This is a genomic window from Marinobacterium sp. NO-S09 (genome assembly GCF_059179545.1).
On the sequence record NZ_CP168954.1, the window covers coordinates 1,670,745 to 1,686,116 of the forward strand.

Consider the following 15,372-nt stretch of genomic DNA (forward strand, 5'->3'; position numbering starts at 1 on the left):
TTGAAACTGTTGCCCGGCTCTCATGACGAGGATGGCGCCCCCCGCTGGTTATTGCATGACAGGGTACGCAATCGCTATTTTACTCTGTCGGAAGATGCTTTGGTGTTGATCCGCAATTGGCAACCTGGGCGCACAATGGAAGAAATGCAGGCCGTGCTATCGGATCGAGGCCTGGACTACGTTGCTGACGAGATCAATGCGTTCAATGATTTTCTGATTGCTAACAACCTGGTCTTGGCACGGACGCCTGGTGCCTGTGATCATTTCCTGCAACAGCGAGAATCACAGCGCAAGGGAATGTGGAGCTGGTTGCTACACAATTATCTATTCATTCGTATCCCCTTGTTGCGTCCTGATCCTTGGCTTAAGCGTATTGGGCCCAAGCTTGATTGGCTGTTCAGCCGAACCACACACTGGCTGATCCTGCTGCTGGGGTTGTTGGGAGTAGGACTGGTTCTGCGTCAGTGGGATGCTTTTAGTGCCACTTTTATATATTTCTTTAGCCTCGAAGGGATGCTCCTCTATGGCTTGACATTGGTGCTGGTTAAAAGCGCTCATGAGCTTGGGCACGCTTTTGCTGCCTGGCGGTTGGGGTGTCGTGTTGCTTCAATGGGGGTGGCCTTTTTGGTGATGTTTCCGGTGCTATACACGGATACAACCGATGCTTGGAAGCTAAGGTCAAGGCGCAGCCGTTTACGCATTGTGACTGCGGGTGTCAGGGCTGAACTTTACTTGGCGCTCTTGGCGACCTTTCTTTGGGGTGTGCTTCCCGATGGGTCTCTGCGCAGTGCGGCATTTTTCGTTGCCACCACCAGCTGGGTAACCTCTGTGCTGGTGAACATCAGTCCCTTTCTGCGATTTGATGGCTATTATGCTTTCTCTGATATTTTGGGTGTGGAAAACCTGCAGCAGCGTGCTTTTGCGTTGGGACGCTGGCGGCTGCGGCGTTGGCTCTGGGGGCTGGACGACCCTCTACCTGAACCCATGCCTCGGCAGCGCGCACGTCTACTGACCTTGTACGCTTGGGGTACCTGGTTGTACCGATTTTTCCTGTTTTTGGGGATTGCCTTGCTGGTCTATCACCTGTTTTTCAAGGTGTTGGGTATTATTCTATTCGTAGTGGAAATACTCTGGTTTATTGTGATGCCGATTTTTAAAGAATTACAGGTGTGGCGTGAACGCCGAGCCGATTTCAACTGGACGCCTGTACGTATCACCGGCTGGTTGATTCCAGTGATTGTGCTGTTGTGGGCGTTACTACCCTTATCGACCCAGGTACACGTTCCAGGTGTGGTACGTAGTGAATTGAATCAAAGCTTATTCGCCACAGAGGCGGCTCAGGTTCAGGTGGTCCATGTGCAAGCAGGTAGCAAGATAACATCAGGCCAGCTTCTGCTGGAACTTGCCTCTCCGGATCTTGAGCAGCAGTTACGCCAGACCCGTGATCAGCTTGAGTTAGTTGAGTTGAAGTTGGCACGCCAAAGCACATCTGTGCAAGACAAGGCAGAGCAAGCGGTTAATCGTGAGCGCCTGAGACAGTTACACGAACAGTTGCAAGGGCTTGAATCCAGAGCCAAGCGCCTGAAGATCAAAGCGCCGTTCAGCGGTGTAATTAGTTCACGGGAGTCGTTGGCAACCGGTCAATGGGTAGGTCGTGATCAAGCACTGCTGACGGTCGTCGACCCAGAGAAAGTAATTGTAGAGGGGTTGGTGCATGAGCGTGATCTTAATCTGTTGGCGCAGAATCAATCAGGCGTATTTATCGCGTCCAGTGGCGAACATGCGGCTTTTCCGGTTCATTTGCAACAGGTTGATCTGACGGCGACACCAGAGCTTCTCTATCCTGAACTTGGATCTGATGCGGGTGGTTCTATTGCTGTAAGGCTTCAAGGTGAACGACTTATCCCTGAAGCGGCCTACTACCGTGTGCAGTTTCAGGCAGATGCAAGTATGCCGTATACGCTCAAGCAGGCACGTTCACCTGGCATGTTGGTCATTGATGGCAAGTCACGCAGTGCCTTGGGATATCAGTTGAAACGTCTGTTAGCACTGTTTATCCGCGAATCGGGCTTTTGAGCATGATGCGAATGATGAGGCTATATATCCTTCGTACACTGACAGTATTGGTTATGCTCTTCAGTGTCACTGAAGTTTCGGCAGCTCCCGTGCCTTTGGCTCAATCGATACTTGCGCTGGATGCAGGGCAGCTTAGCTTGCTTGAAGACCCGCAGCATGAACTGAGCTGGCAGCAAGCACTGTCCTTTCAACGGTCCGGGCATTTTGAACCAATCCCCAATGGCGTGGGGGAGGGCTATACATCATCAGCATTTTGGGTATATGCGGAACTAGAACGGTTGCATGATTCTCCATCGTTCTGGGGATTTCTGAGTAGCCCTGTATATCTTGATAGCGTTGAGTACTATCTTATCCAGGGAGGCCAGTTAATACACTATCTAGCGGCGGGAGACCTGAACGAAGATCCCGAGCATGACATGCACCATCGTTTGCCGATAGTCGGGTCTTACGTCCCTGAAGGGCCGGTTGAACTTCTGGTGCGGTTGGAGACTTCCAGTACTTCGGTTCTACTAATACAAATGGTGCCAGAAAATCGTATTCAGGCGGTAATACAGGGGCGGATACTAAACGAAGGCATCCTCATCGGTATTCTGCTGATGGTATTGCTGATCAATTTGATTAACGGCATCTGGTTGAGGCGTATGCTGTTTGTCTACTTCGTAGTGTATGAGGCCTCAATGCTTGCCACGATCTTGTTGAGCAATGGCTTTATACGTGACTGGACGACAAGTATTAGTGCGGCCGAGCAAAACCTGATAATGCAGTTTAGTGTATTGTGGGCAGGCATAATGGCGTTTATGTTCTTCAGCCGATTATTGAATTTCACTTTTCGAGCGAAGCGCTGGGTCAATAGTCTCTTCAGCATCGGTATATTGATCGCTGTTGTAGGTATGCTATTCACTTACTACGGAAAATACGCATTTGTGATGCAGTTCGTGAATGCTTTTGTAACTTTGTTTCCTGTGGCCGTATCTATTCCGTTGTTGCTTGAATGGCGCTGCATGAACGTCGAGCAACGTTTTCGGGCGGGTGGCTTTTTCATTTTTGGTGTATTTGTAATTGTAAATTGTGCGTATACCGTAGGTTTTTTACCGGTCACGCTTGGAACAACCTATATAGCGCCTATCATGATTCTGTCTTTCCAGCTGTCTCTACATTTTGTCATCATGTTTTCCATTCGCAAGTCAGAATCTTTGCTAAGGAGTGCGCAAAGCCGAGAGCAGCTGGCACGGCAGGATGCCGAGCATGAACGTTCTATACGCCGTTCACATGAGATGTTCATGGATATGTTTGCCCACGAGGTTAGAACGCCACTAGCAGTGATTGATACAACAACTCAGGCACTACAGCGGCTGGAAAGCAAACGAACTGACAGCGATCAGCATCAGCCGCGTTATCAACGGGTGCGTGACTCGGTAACACGAATCAACAGTCTGTTACATATGAGTTTGTTGCGTGATGATAGCTTTATCCCATCCGGGGTTTCTACTAATCAGCAGTACCGGCTTCCTCATGTTATTGGTTCTTTGCTGTTGAACTTTTCGGCCAGAGAGCAATCGCGCATTAATATCGAGATTCCATTCGACAAGGACTACACCGGTAATATTCCGGCCGACGTCTTAAGCATGATTTTGCGTAATTTGATCGATAATGCCCTTAAGTACAGTCCTGCGGAGTATCCGGTTAATGTTAGAGTATTGCTGCAGGGGAATGATCTTGAACTAAGTGTTCGAGATTCGGGAGCAGGGCTGAGCGACCGTGTGCGTTCGCGTATGTTTGAAAGACACTTTAGGGCTAATGAATTTAGTTCCGTGCCTGGGCTGGGGTTAGGGTTGTTTGTAGTTAAGGAGGTTGTGGATCGATTTAAAGGTTATATTGACGTCGATACTGGAAAAGATGGTACAGAAATACGTATTAGGCTGGTTGGAATGGACGCATGACAAAAAATCAACGTATTGCACTGGTGGAAGATAATACTGACTTAAGAGAAGAGCTTTGCTTTTTACTTGATGATGAGGGGGTTTCTATCTTTGGGTTCGGCGAGTCAAAGCCCTTTCTCGCAGCACATAACCTGCATCCTTTTGATGTTGTGATTTTGGATATAGGTCTGCCGGATCGTGACGGTTTCAGTGTGGCTCAGGAGCTAACGAAGCGACGCGACTCTGTAGGAATTATTATGCTTACGTCGCGGGCAAATCTTGATGACCGGATTCAGGGACTGAACCTCGGCGCGGATGCTTATCTAAGCAAACCATTTGAGTTTGCTGAACTCTGGGCTCACCTGCGAGCCTTACTCCGTCGCCTGGAGGGCTATGCACCAGAGGCAAAAAGCTCTTCTGCCACAACTGAAGAGTGGCAGGTAGATATAAAACGTTATCAACTTAGAGCACCTTGTAATCAAGTACACATTGAGCTGACACCTACGGAATGTTCGATATTGCAGCGACTAGCCCAAGATCATCCGGAATCCGCGTCGCGTGCTGATCTGGTACAGAGCCTTGGTGAAGACCATCGGTTATATGATGAGCGCCGCCTTGAACAGATTATGAGTCGGCTTCGAAAAAAAATTCGTGAGCACACGGGCTATAGCCCGATTAAAGCAGTACGTGGCCGTGGATATCGCTTTGGAGAGCTGGTGATCGCATGCGACTGAAAAACCAATGGATATCAAATAATTGCCAATATGTGTCAAATCATTAGCTACAAGAAATTGCTTATCTATACATCTATATCATTTGAATTAATTTGAGCGACTTTTTTCGCATTTACTTGAGTTTGGATCCAAGTCTGATGCACTCTGCCAGCAGTTCTTGCCAGCCGCTTTGGCCTTGTACATGGCATCATCAGCTTGTGTCAGCAGAGCGTCGGTACTCATGCCATCTTCAGGGTAAATGGCGACGCCGATGGACGCGGATACTTTCAGCTGCATCTGGCCACGCTGAACGGGCGTACTCATGGCCGTGAGAATTTTCTGAGCCACCGACTCAATCGCTTGCACGGATTGAACGGTCTCCAGCATCACCACAAACTCATCGCCACCAATACGAGCGCAGGTGTCGGTGCCCCGGAGCTGGTCGGTCATGCGGCCTGACAGAATCGAGAGCAGGTCGTCTCCGGCATCATGGCCATGCTGGTCGTTGATCTCCTTGAACCCGTCCAGATCAATGAACATAAGTGCGAACTTATTGCCTTCGCGGCATGCACGGCGCAGGTTACGACCGAGTAGTTCGTTCAGCAGGCTGCGGTTAGGCAGGCCGGTCAGCGGGTCGTGCATGGCGAGGAAGCGGATGCGCTCGATACGCTTGTGACGCTCCAGAGTAATGGCGGCCAGGTTCGACATGCGCTGCAACAGCAGCTTGTCGGTTTCGTTGGGCTGCGCCGGCTGCTGTGGGTAGCAGGCCACTACCCCCAGCGGTTCTTCATAAGCTGCGATAATCGGCTGTGCCCAGCAGGCACTGATGTTGGTGCGTTTGACCTCTTCGATCAAGGGGCGCCAGGCTTCGTCTTCCATCAGGTTGGGGCTGACCACCAGAGCGCGATGCTGTATCGACTGAATACAGGTGGTGCCGCCTGGGCCTATGGAAAGGCCTCTTTGACGGTGAAGGAACTGTGTTGGCAGGCTGGGAGCAGAGCGCACGGACAGCGATTTGCCATCCTCGTTCAGCAACAGGATGGCGCTGTTGGAGTTGGGAATCAGGCGCTCGATGGTGTAACAGATTTCTGCCAGCACTTCTTCCATGTTATCGCCGGTGGCGATGGACTCCAGCACTTTACGCTCCAGGCGCAATACGCGCTCGCTGGCGCGCAGGTGCTGCTCACGCTTCACCGCGTTGGTGATGTCCTGGACCTGAATCAAGGTCAGTTCGCTTTGGGTCAGTGGGCGCAGCAGGATGGACTGATGCAAGGCACCCAGCTCGCCTTTGGCAGTGCGCTGCTTGAGCGGCAACAGGCGTTTATGCAGCTGGTAGGAGAGCAGCCGGCCCATACGGTTGAGGCAGGCATCTTCAATAGCGCTTTGCAGTGCTGGCGTCAGCATACCGGGGAATAGCTGTGACAGGGTGTGGCCCAGCAGATCTTTCTCCGGCAGCCCAATGTGCTGGGCGATCCATCGGTTACAGAAAACAATACGGCACTGACGGTCCAGCAGCAGCACGCCGCCATCCAGACTGTGCAGCAGTTCGGTACAGTCGATATTGTCCAGAATGTCATCAAGACTGGTGGCAATGGCGTCAGAGGAGTTCAGCAAGGTATTCCCTCAATGCAAGCAGGAAACTGTCGGCCGATTGCAGGTCGATCACGAAGGCGAGGTAGCCGCGCAAGGCGCTGTGCCTGAGACTGAAATCGATTTGTACCAGCATCACAAGGGTGTTGCTGGCATCGTTGCACGGCAGGTTCAAATTGGTGGGTAGCTCGCTGACACTGCTGTTGAAGGCGCGCGGGATATCCGTTTTGACCTGCTGTTTGAGCTGGTTGGCCAGCGTGGCCAGACAGTGGTTGAGCAGAATGTTGCCCAACTCGGCCAGGGTTTCCTGTTCCAGCTCGGTGATCTCATCGGCGCTGAGTTCTTCGCCAATCATGGCGTTGACCAGTTCAAGGCTTCGCGCTTCGGGGAATAGCAGCGCTGCACGACCGTTGATGAAACCTTCGAAGTCTTGCATAACACCGGCCAGAAAGGGCGGCAGGTCCTTGCGGAAGGCATCCTGGGCTTCGGGAACCGAGATAAACTCCAGCCGGGGTACCGACAGTAGAACCTCGTCGCTGACGAGCTGTGAAAGAGCGTGGGCGGCGCGGCCAACCCCCAGGTTCATCAACTCGACAATCAGGTCATGCTCATCCGGGCTGAAGAGATCCATTCAGGTATCCTGTCGAATAAAAGCCTCAAGTTGTTCCACCGAGGCAGGTTTGGGTAGAAACTCCATACCCAGGTCGCGGGCACGCTGTGCCAGGGCATCCTGAATATTGGCAGTTACCAGGGCCATACGAATATCAGGGTAGTGCTCGATAATCACGGCCGCCAGCTCCAGGCCATCACGCCCCGGCATGTTGAAGTCGATCAGAGCAACATCGGCGTGTTCGGTACTCAAGACCGTCTCGGCCTCATCCGCAGAGCCTGCTTCCAGCAGGTTCAGTGACATTTCCAGGGACTGGAGCATGTGTTTCATGGTGAGGCGAGCGATACGGCTATCATCCACCAATAGAATATTAAGCGGCGTGCTGTCGGTCATGGTCACTTTTTTTGTAAGGGTTTATGGGCGCTCAATATAGCAAAGACCCGTAAGCTACGTAAGCGGCGGGCGCTAAAATGTGTAGCTCAGGGCCAACGAACCAAAGTTATGACTACCGGATTGCTTTTCGAACTGGCGGGTACGGTAGACACGTGCATAAGAGAGTTTCCAGCGCTCATAAGTTGCTGCAATGCCGAAGGCAGCATCTGCGACCCATGGCTCGCGCTCTACGCTGTGGCTATCGCGCCAGGTGTTGCCATCCAGGAAAATGTCATGCGCCATGTAGCGTGCATCCATGGAGGCGAAGGCGTGAATGCCCCATTGCTGGATTTTCAGACGTGGGTCACCTTGCCGTGGAACGCTGTTATCCCCGCCGGGGCGGAGGGCCGAGGTGCCGAAGTCATGGGGCAGGTGATAGCCCAGACGATATTCGAAGCCACCGTTGAGGTAGGTCGCGACATTACCCAGACTGCCACCGGCGTGAAGAATCACTTCCTGCTCCCAGTCCGGGGTGATGGCATGGCGAATCCAGCGGTATTTGTGTTCGTAGATCAGCTGAATGCCCGGCTCATTTTCCAGCTGGTTATCCCAGCCTTTGAATTTCTTGAAGTCGCGCAGGTCGTGGATAAAGTCCTGTGCCTCCTGCGCCAGTGAGGCGGGGCCAACCACGCCAAGATTGGCTTCAAAAGAATTCATGCGGTTGCGTGTTTGCGTGTGGAAGCCAAACCCCGCGTAGAGCCAGCCGGCATAAGGGCGATCATCCGGGTCCAGCGTGGTGCGGTCCCGGTCCCTGGGAGTATAGATTTGCTGGCCCAGGGTAAAAATCATGCGTCGGCTGACATCCTCGCCCAGCTTGACCGGTTCCGGGTCCAGAGGACTCAGCCAGCGGTTGGCGCCTCGCATCCAGTCCGGCAGGTTGGGGTCATCAATGAAGTTGTCGATCGCCGGCGAGACCCAGGAGAGACGCACACCGTTGGTGTACTGCTGGTCGGTCTCTCCAAACAGATCATTTTCGAAGTAGAGGTTAGTGGTCCAGTGATCCTCTGCCTGGGCTTGAGCCAGCCCAGGTACGAGCATCAGCGCACTGATGCCCAGCAATTTCCGTGTCGGCATTTATTTACGCTGCCATTGTCCGTTTTGATCCTGAATATATTCCCCGGCCGGGGCGCGTTCCTGCAAGCGTTGCCCGGTGCGCAGCTCCATTATATCGATGGCAACGCCAGCCTTGCTGGCCTTGTCCTGATACAGCGCCTGGCGTTTGCGGTTGATCTCGTCGACCATGCGTTTCAATTCAGCATTGGGCGAGCCGGTGACGATGCCGAGGTAGCCGGTCGCGCGCTCGCCTACCAGGCCTTGCTGCTTGGCATCATCAAGAGACAGGGCGTGTGCCGGCAGGCTGAAGACCAGAGCCAGAAATGCGCTGGCCAGAATGCGCGGGGTGCGAAGTTTCATGATAGCCACCTCAGAAAAGTTCACTGTTTTCGTCGAGCATGTCATCGATTTCACGGTCAACCTTGACCAGAATCTCATGCTTGATTTTGACGTTCAGGTTGATGGTGATCGGCTCTGCCGGTGCCGCAACCTGTACGGTGGGGGTACAACCGGCAAGTACCAGGAGCAGCGCCGGTAGTGTCAGTGGCAACAGGGAACGTGGCATGGGGTACCTTCCAGTGTCAGTGTTGGTTGCAAATGCTTATTAAGTCCATTGGACACAAGAATACCTGAATAATTCACGAACGGTTACCGCTGAAAGCGCCGGTCGATAGTGTCAGTCACCTGGTTACTCAATTGCAGTGTGCGCCAGAGGTCCAGCAGGTTCTCTTCAATGTTCAGGTTCAAGTCGATCGGACGACCCTGTTGCCAGTCAGGGTTATAGCCCTTGAGGCGTGCACGAAAGAACGCGTCGCCGTCAGGGTGGTAATCCAGTCCCAGGTCCAGCAGCTCAAATCTGAGGTCAGTCAGTGCATTCAAGGCCATTTTAACGCCCGGGTTCTGCTGCCCCATCAGGGCTATTTCCGGTGTGGGTTGATACCGGATCACGCCGCCTTCGGCTGAACTCAGCAGCTGGCCGTTGTTGATCTCAACACGGTCGCCTTCAATCCGAATAGGCAACTCGCCACCCAGCATGCCGCTGCCATACAACCCTTCCTGAGGATACAACGCGAGAATGTCCTGCAGGTCCAGTGCCGCTACCGCCACGCGCGTATCAATATTCGGGTGCAGAGGGTTAAATGTCAGGGCCGGCAAGGCAATGATGCCATCCAGTACCGACAGGCTGAACGGTGACAGTGACAGATGGATCTCTTCCGGCAGCTGTCCATTCAATTTGAAATCGACGCGCGGGCCGTAGATACGGATGCCGGAGTCGGTCTGTTGCACATCCAGTGATCCCTGCCCGGTGAGGTTAAGGCTCTGATTGAGCTCCAGATCAGTTGTGAGGCTGACTCCCTGTACCCGGGTGGTTTCATCCCAGCTGAGGCTCAGGTCAGACAGGCGCGGGCTGGCTTTAAGGTGCCAGTCCTGATAGTTGATGGCCAGCCAGCCACTCATCTCGGTACTGCCACTCTGAATCTGCAATGGCTTGAGGTTGGCAGGCAGTAAGGGGGCGTAGAGCGACATTGCCTGCTGCAGGGAAAATGCAGGCAGGTTGAAATTGATGCGGCCGTGCGGTTTGGACAGGTCCACATTGGCCTTCAGATTCAAGGGAACAGGCAGTTGAGCCGATGCAATCACACCGTCGAAGCTCGAATTCAGGTTGCTCAAGTTCAGATCAAGAGAGCCGTTCAGTTGTAGCTCTGGGCTCAGAGGGTAATCCAGCGGCTGCTGAATCTGTAAGCGGGTGTCATTGAACCGGCCTTTCAGCTGCAGCTGGCTCAGTGTTCCCTGAGTGTCCAAGTGCAGCGTTGCGGCTATGAAACTCTCGTGCTGAGCGTGGTTCAACTGGCCCTTGAGGCGGTAATCCAGCTCGACGGCCTGAAGCAGAGTGTCGGGTTGCAGTGGCAGCTGGGCCGGCAGTCGTATACGTGTATCCAGGTCCAGTTTCCCGCTGAGTGGCTGGATGTCGGCAGGCAGGGTTAGGCCTGTCAGCGGTGCCAAGGCTTTGGCCGCGTTGAGGTTGAGCGTTTGTCGAACCTCGAGTTGCCAGTAATCGGAGCTGGGCAGGATTCGGTATTGGCCCTGGGTAACGGTCTTCTGATTGTGGGTCAGGCCCAGCGTCAGGTTAAAGTCAGGGGCCAGGGTCGCATCAAGATAGCCCAAGGATTGCTGCCGATGCTGAAGGGCAAGTCTGGTTTGCAACAGCTCCGGCTCCAGGTCGATGTTGCCGCGGGCGGACCAGTGTTGCTGTTCATCAAGGCGGACGTCCAGCTGCAGCTGGGCGATTACCAGGCGGTTAGAAGGTGCAAAACGGAACAGTTGGTCCAGTTGCAAGCTGCTTAGATCAAAATGGCTGCCTGTTGCTCCGGTTGCCTGGCGGTTGGCGGTGGCGGTGCCTTCGAGCGCAAGGTGGACCTTGTCCACCCGAAGCTCTTTCAGCTGTCCGCGTAAAAGCGCCAGAGGGTCAAAGCTGAGCTGGATATTCTGTGCCTCCAGGCTCAGGGTCTGGCCATCCTGCTGGCGCGAAACGGCAATGTGATCGATGTCGAACGCCTGCCAGGACGGGTGGCCGAAGGTCAGTGCCGGAGCGGAAAACCCCTGTTCCAGCAGCCATTCGCGCAACAGGTATTGGCCGGTCCAGGGCAGGCTGAGCCAGGCCAGCAGAGGCAGCAGGGTGGTGATCAGGAGGAGTCCAAATAACCATTTGCGCATCCTGCGGCCTCCGGTGCGGGTCAGGGGAGTTTGCGAACCACGTTGAGCCCGTCACGGACGGTGAAAAACACATTTTCCACGTCCGGGTCCTGAGCGATACGGCGGTTGGTTTCCACCAGAATATCGTCAATCTCGGACTCGGGCTGAAGGATTTTGCCGGACCAGAGCACATTGTCGAGGATGATCAGGCCGCCGGGGCGGGTCATCTCTTTCACGCGCTCGTAGTAGTTCAGATAGTTGCGCTTGTCGGCATCGATGAAGGTGAAGTCCAGCTCCAGGTCCAGCGATTCAATGGTATCCAGGGCGCGGCCGAAGATGACCTCGATCTTGTGGCCGTGCTCGCTGCGATCGAAAAAGCCCTTGGCAAAGTCGATGGCGCGGGGGTTGGTCTCACAGCAGATCAGGCGACCGTCATCCGGCATGCCTTCTGCGATCGAGAGGGCCGAGTACCCCGTGAACATGCCGATCTCCAGCGCTACCTTGGGCTGGGTCAGAGCGGCCAGCATTTTCAACGAACGCCCGACCAGTCGGCCGGACAGTTTCTGCGGCCAGCCCATGTTGAGGTTGGTCTGGTCAATCAGCTCCTGCAGCAGCTCGGGCTCGGCGCTGGTATGGATAAAGGCGTAGTCTTCAATCACTTCGTCTACGAGAAAATCGGGCATGGTGTTGTCTCGGTACAGCCAAAAGGCACATTTTAACACTTAACCGGCTTTATGCTGACGCAGTTGTGACCAATCGAGGTTGCGGATACGCGTTTCGGCCATATAGAAGATGCGACCGCCCGGTTCCAGAAGGCTGTCCAGTCTGGGGTTGAGCTGTATCTTCTCTTCTCCCGGTGGCTGAATACCCAGCAGTGTAGCCTGATAGACGGACTTGAGTGAGCTGTAGAGGTCGGCGACTGCAACGCTTTCCTGGTTGTCGGGGTAAGTGACCGAGTACTGGGTCATGCCCTCGGTGGCGTTCAGCAACTGTTGGTGCAGGTGGGTCGAGCCCGGGTCCATGGTGGCCTTGGCCATCATTTCGACAGAAACGGAAGGGGTGCATTCGATGGATGGGCAGTGCTCTCTCAGCAGTTCGCCAATGCTTTCATCACGGAAGTAGGCGATGATCTGGGCCTCGGGGTTACGCTTCCAGGCATAGAGGGCGCAGGTGAGCGTCTGGTCATCCTGAGGGGTATCGATCACGATGCTGGACGCTTTGGCAATACAGGCGCGGTCCATATCGCCATCGTCGCTGTAGCCACGGGTGTGTACAAAGCGGATCTCGCCCGGCATGGGGTTTTCCATCTCGTCGCTGACACAGAGACAGAGTTCTCTGCCACGGTGTTGAGCCGCCTCCAAAAGCAGCAGCTTCAACAGTTGCGGCGTGCGTTTACCGTCCCAGCCGATCACCAGAATGTGTTGGTCCAGTTGCAATTGTTTAAGCCCCATGATGCCTTTCCTCCATTGTTGGGCGCTGAAAGCCGCCACGCGGCCGATGGTGATGGCAAACAGGCTAAGACCCACCGGAATAATAAACAGGGTGGTCAGCCAGCGGCCGCTTTGGGTGGCGGGCGAAAGATCGCCATAGCCGACAGTGGAAGCGGTCACCACCAGCCAATAGAAAAAATCCTGGCCGGTCAGTGCCTGCTCGCCGGCAAAGAACAACAGCAGCCAGCTGAGCAGCATGTAGGTGAGCACAAACACCAACAGACCCTGCCAGCTCAGTTCCTTGAAGTGGCGGTATAGCTTGATGCGAATGCGGGTAAAAAGATTCATCTTGCCTCCTGTAAGACTGGCCCAGATTAGCAAGGTTTATCAAAAAGTTGCAGAACCCCTTCCACGGGATACCCCAAAGCGGAGCGATCTTTTACAATCGGCGGCAACCTGAGGAGATGATGATGTACGAAGCCCTTTATCTGTTTCTGGCCACGGGTGTGGTCTCAATGGCCGCCGCGCTCAGTGCTGGTGCCCTGAATAAACTGCCTGAAGAGAAGCGCCCCGCGTTTATGCAGAGCCGTAATGGCCAGGTTGCGGTGATCATGGCCGGTAATCTGGGCGCACTGACTCTGGTGGGTGCCATGGCGTACGGTTTCCGTCAGCTGGACTGGTGGATTCCATTAAGCTGCCTGTTGTTGACCTTCCCGCTGGTTCATCAGGTACTGCTGCAACGCCTGTTGGGGGATGTAAAAACGCTGGTACTGACCATGCCGTTGGTCATCGCGGCTATCTTTGCACTGTATTTTTACTGGTGAGCATTGTGTGCGTGAGCTGAAAGCTGCTCGCGCACTAACATTCTGTTACATTTTGTGACATTTTTAAGCGAATTCTGTATCGCTAGTTGTTGTTTGGAGACGTAATCGGCATTACTCTTTGCTGTTGTTATGCAACTCAGGTCGTAAGACTATAGTTGTTGTCAACTGAATAATAAGAGACAGCCCGATGAGTCTTTATCGCACAATCGAGAAAACCTTCTTTCATACCCTGACCCGAAAGATTCTCGGTAACGTTGTGTTTCTGATCCTGCCCAGCCTGATTATGGTTGGTGTCAGCGTCTGGATTTACCGTTCGTTGCTGGAATTCCACGAGCTGCTGCCGGAGGTGACCGAAGCCGGCACAAGGTTGATGGATCTGGCGGACGTGACGGTCACCCTGGCCGCCATCATGCTGGTGCTGACGCTGGGGGGCGCTGTCTTTGCATTGCTGTTCATGCGTCATCTGTTTCTTCATCCTATTGCCAGCATGACCGAGGTTCTTGGCGCTGTGCGTAATCGCGATGGTGATATCTCGGCCACACTGCCGGCACATACCCACGATGAAATCTCGCAGATGGCGCATAGCTATAATGACTTTTCCTCCACGCTCAAGCAGATGATCGCAGATACCCGTGAGCGCAGCGTCAAGGTTTCGCTCAGTGCGGCCCAGCTGCAGCAGGTGGTAATGGCGGCGGAAAAATCAGCCGCTACCCAGGTCGATAAGGCGCAGGCCGTCTTTCAGGCCAGTCAGGAATCCACCGAAGCAATCGATGGTATTGCTGCAAACACCCTGAGTATTTCCGAGCGCAACAGCCACAACCTTACTGAAGTACGGGACGCCAGCACCGAGTTGAGTCGCGTCAGTGAGCAGGTCAATCGCATCGAGTCCCAGGTGCAATCCTTCCAGCAGGTGGTGGAGCAACTGGCCACCAACTCCGCCAGCATTATCGACATCCTGTCACTGGTGCAGGGCTTTTCCGAACAAACCAACCTGCTTGCACTGAATGCGTCCATTGAAGCGGCGCGGGCCGGTGAAGCCGGGCGAGGTTTCGCCGTAGTCGCCGATGAGGTGCGCACGCTGTCGCAGAAGGTCAATGCGGCGACGGTGGAGATTGATGCCAAGGTCAATGAGATGGTTTCGCTGGTGGACAACACCCGCAGCGGCGCTGAAGTGATTATGCAGGGCGTATCGGAGACCGATTCCTTCATGGCACAGACCAGCGAGCGTTTTGGCCAGATGGTGCAGGACTTTGAGGCACTGAATGGTCAGTTGGGCGAAATAAGCGCCGCAATAGAAGAGCTGTCCTATACCAACAAGCACAGCCACGAACAGGTATCCGAAATTACTCAGCTGGCGGACGAGATTCGCAGCGAGATGGAAGTTTCCGGCGGGCACTCCCGTGACCTCGACTCGGCGACCGAAGAGATGCAGGCCCTGCTGTCTCGCTTCACCATCGGCTATGGTGGTTTTGAAACCATGCTGAAAGGCGCGGAAAAATGGGCGCACCGTGTCGAGCAGGAAATGGAAGCCATGGCCGCAGAAGGCGTGGATCTGTTCGATACCCGCTATGTGCGTACCAACCCTGGTCAGGAGCCGGCCAAGTTTGATACCCGGTATGTCGATACCTTTACCCGCCGTGTGCAGCCTCTGTATGACCAGTGCGTAAGCGAAATTCCGGCCTTTATGATTGCTTCCGGTTTTGATTTGAACAGTTATTGCCCGGCGCATATCACCAAGGTGTCCCAGCCGCTGACCGGCGATTTTGACAAAGACAATGCGCTGAGCCGTCATCGCCGCATGTACGATGGCACCCGTGCCGAGTTGCGCCGTGCCAACCATGATGCACCCTTCCTGCTGCAGACTTTCATCCGCGATACGGGTGAAATTCTCAACTCTCTCTCCATTCCCATGTATGTGAACGGGCGCCGCTGGGGCAGTTTTGCCGTCGCATTTACGCCCGATCACCTGCTGGATGTGAATAAAAACTAGTCGTTTTCACGCAAGACTCACGGGACGCAAAACAGAATGGG

At 54.1% G+C, this 15,372-nt stretch carries 14 protein-coding genes; 5 read left to right on the forward strand and 9 right to left on the reverse strand.

Annotated features, from left to right (window positions below; translation table 11 throughout):
- The 3 genes from O3C79_RS07855 to O3C79_RS07865 are packed head-to-tail and all read left to right on the forward strand — an operon-like array spanning window position 1 to window position 4,729.
- On the forward strand, window positions 1-2,076 hold the full coding sequence (locus O3C79_RS07855; RefSeq protein ID WP_494385481.1) for a site-2 protease family protein: 2,076 nt from the start codon (window positions 1-3) through the stop codon (window positions 2,074-2,076).
- Between the two features lie 2 nt (window positions 2,077-2,078).
- Window positions 2,079-4,016, forward strand: a complete 1,938-nt coding sequence (locus tag O3C79_RS07860; RefSeq protein WP_494385482.1) for a sensor histidine kinase — start codon at window positions 2,079-2,081, stop codon at window positions 4,014-4,016.
- Window positions 4,013-4,729 carry a response regulator transcription factor gene (locus O3C79_RS07865; RefSeq protein ID WP_494385483.1) on the forward strand — a complete coding sequence of 239 codons (717 nt, stop codon included), beginning with the start codon at window positions 4,013-4,015 and terminating at the stop codon, window positions 4,727-4,729. Before O3C79_RS07860 ends, O3C79_RS07865 begins: the two co-directional genes overlap by 4 nt.
- A gap of 87 nt (window positions 4,730-4,816) precedes the next feature.
- Here the strand turns inward: O3C79_RS07865 and O3C79_RS07870 are convergent, their stop codons facing one another.
- The 9 genes from O3C79_RS07870 to O3C79_RS07910 all read right to left on the reverse strand — a co-directional run bounded on the left by O3C79_RS07870 (window position 4,817) and on the right by O3C79_RS07910 (window position 12,865).
- Window positions 4,817-6,322 (reverse strand): sensor domain-containing protein, encoded by a 1,506-nt coding sequence (locus O3C79_RS07870; RefSeq protein WP_494385484.1) that lies wholly within the window; start codon window positions 6,320-6,322, stop codon window positions 4,817-4,819.
- On the reverse strand, window positions 6,306-6,929 hold the full coding sequence (locus O3C79_RS07875; RefSeq protein ID WP_494385485.1) for a hypothetical protein: 624 nt from the start codon (window positions 6,927-6,929) through the stop codon (window positions 6,306-6,308). The genes O3C79_RS07870 and O3C79_RS07875 overlap by 17 nt, the downstream gene beginning before the upstream one ends.
- Window positions 6,930-7,301, reverse strand: a complete 372-nt coding sequence (locus tag O3C79_RS07880) for a response regulator (protein ID WP_494385486.1) — start codon at window positions 7,299-7,301, stop codon at window positions 6,930-6,932.
- A gap of 72 nt (window positions 7,302-7,373) precedes the next feature.
- Complete coding sequence (locus O3C79_RS07885; protein WP_494385487.1) at window positions 7,374-8,414, reverse strand: lipid A deacylase LpxR family protein; 1,041 nt, start codon at window positions 8,412-8,414, stop codon at window positions 7,374-7,376.
- Window positions 8,415-8,753, reverse strand: coding sequence for a YdbL family probable chaperone protein (locus O3C79_RS07890; protein ID WP_010323343.1), 339 nt, complete (start codon window positions 8,751-8,753; stop codon window positions 8,415-8,417).
- A 10-nt stretch (window positions 8,754-8,763) separates the two neighbouring features.
- Window positions 8,764-8,958, reverse strand: a complete 195-nt coding sequence (locus tag O3C79_RS07895) for a YnbE family lipoprotein (protein WP_010323344.1) — start codon at window positions 8,956-8,958, stop codon at window positions 8,764-8,766.
- 83 nt (window positions 8,959-9,041) lie between these two features.
- Entirely contained in the window at window positions 9,042-11,108 is a 2,067-nt protein-coding gene (locus tag O3C79_RS07900) for an intermembrane phospholipid transport YdbH family protein (protein WP_494385488.1), read from the reverse strand.
- Window positions 11,109-11,128: 20 nt separating this feature from the next.
- Window positions 11,129-11,770: an O-methyltransferase gene (locus O3C79_RS07905; protein ID WP_494385489.1), complete on the reverse strand. Its 642-nt coding sequence runs from the start codon at window positions 11,768-11,770 to the stop codon at window positions 11,129-11,131.
- Window positions 11,771-11,809: 39 nt separating this feature from the next.
- The gene (locus tag O3C79_RS07910; protein WP_494385490.1) at window positions 11,810-12,865 is read right to left on the reverse strand and encodes an ion channel; all 1,056 of its coding nucleotides are present in this window, start codon (window positions 12,863-12,865) and stop codon (window positions 11,810-11,812) included.
- A gap of 122 nt (window positions 12,866-12,987) precedes the next feature.
- On the opposite strand from O3C79_RS07910, the gene O3C79_RS07915 reads away from it, so the two are divergent.
- Together O3C79_RS07915 and O3C79_RS07920 are read left to right on the forward strand one after the other, a co-directional pair.
- Window positions 12,988-13,341, forward strand: coding sequence for a hypothetical protein (locus tag O3C79_RS07915; protein WP_010323348.1), 354 nt, complete (start codon window positions 12,988-12,990; stop codon window positions 13,339-13,341).
- Window positions 13,342-13,528: 187 nt separating this feature from the next.
- Entirely contained in the window at window positions 13,529-15,331 is a 1,803-nt protein-coding gene (locus O3C79_RS07920) for a methyl-accepting chemotaxis protein (RefSeq protein WP_494385491.1), read from the forward strand.
- Window positions 15,332-15,372 lie beyond the last annotated feature (41 nt).